Source organism: Ureibacillus terrenus, assembly GCF_006569205.1.
Classification (GTDB): domain Bacteria; phylum Bacillota; class Bacilli; order Bacillales_A; family Planococcaceae; genus Ureibacillus; species Ureibacillus terrenus.
This window is the reverse complement of sequence record NZ_VIGD01000061.1, coordinates 1-1095: the sequence shown is the minus strand read 5'-3', so window position 1 is coordinate 1095 and position 1095 is coordinate 1. Positions and strand designations below refer to the sequence as shown.

Sequence of the window (1095 nt, the reverse complement as noted above, 5' to 3'; positions counted from 1 at the left end):
CAAAAAGTGCAGAGAATTGCAAGAAAAAATACATAGGCTTGCCGGCTCAATGAATTTACCTTTCAACCGAGCGAGAAGGGAGCGACTGAACGGCAGAAAGCGCGTGCCGCAAGCGGTAGCTCTCTCCCGTAAACGCGAGAATGTGGGCGTGATGGACCAAACGATCCACCAGCGCTGCCGTCAGGCGGTTGTCCCCAAACACTCGATTCCACTGTCCAAACTCTAAATTCGATGTCACGATGACACTTTTTCGTTCATAACAATCGGCAATGATGTGAAACAGCAGTTCCGATCCCTGCTTTTGAAAAGGTACATAGCCGAGTTCGTCCAAAATCAACAGCTCGCATGTGTCGATTTGCCGTTTGAGCCGTCCGAGGGTGCCGTCTTTTAACGCCTCTTCGAGCTGGGCGACAAGATCGGCGACACGGAAAAACCGAACTTCATGGCCCCGTTCACACGCTTTTAATCCTAATGCGGTGGCGAGATGGGTTTTTCCTGTTCCCGGCGAACCTAAAAGCAGGACGTTCTGTTTTTGCTCCAAAAAGCGAAGGTCGCAAAGTTCTTCCTTCGAGGTCGTGGTCGGCCAATGAATCTGATCCGACCATTCATAATCTTTGAGCCATTTCAACTCCCGGAACTTCGCCTTCTTGATCAATCGAGCCTGTTTTGCTTTCTGACGGAACGACAGCTCCAACGCCAACACATCACGCAAAAACTGTTCCTTGGTCTCGTAGGCCACCTCCTCGAATCGATCCGCGATGTACGCCAAATGCAGGGCTTTACAAATCTCTTTTAAATCCATCTTCATGCCCGGCTTCCCCCTTCCCTTGACGGACAAAGACGTTGATCATACACATGTAAATCGGTTTCATAGTCGACTAAAACGGAAGGGGTATAGGCTTCTTCCCATTTCGCGGGATACTCCGAACGCTTCGCCTCCATCAACACCCCGATCTCATGGGGCGTCAAATCCCACCGTTGATACTTGTCAAGCCACTGGGCGATCTCATAGACGGTGTACCGCTCCAGCAGCTTCTGCACTCCTCGAATGCGTGATGCCGTCTGTTTCGGTTGTTCCATGAAGTATTTCCTAAT

At 50.4% G+C, this 1095-nt stretch carries 1 protein-coding gene and 1 pseudogene; both read right to left on the bottom strand.

Annotation, left to right across the window (positions count from 1 at the left end; genetic code table 11):
• Positions 1 to 55: 55 nt before the first annotated feature.
• On the bottom strand, positions 56 to 808 hold the full coding sequence (istB, locus tag FKZ59_RS14375) for an IS21-like element helper ATPase IstB (RefSeq protein WP_020279897.1): 753 nt from the start codon (positions 806 to 808) through the stop codon (positions 56 to 58).
• A pseudogene (locus FKZ59_RS14370) lies at positions 805 to 1095 on the bottom strand (IS21 family transposase); the annotation flags it as partial. The pseudogene FKZ59_RS14370 and the gene istB, both read right to left, overlap by 4 nt.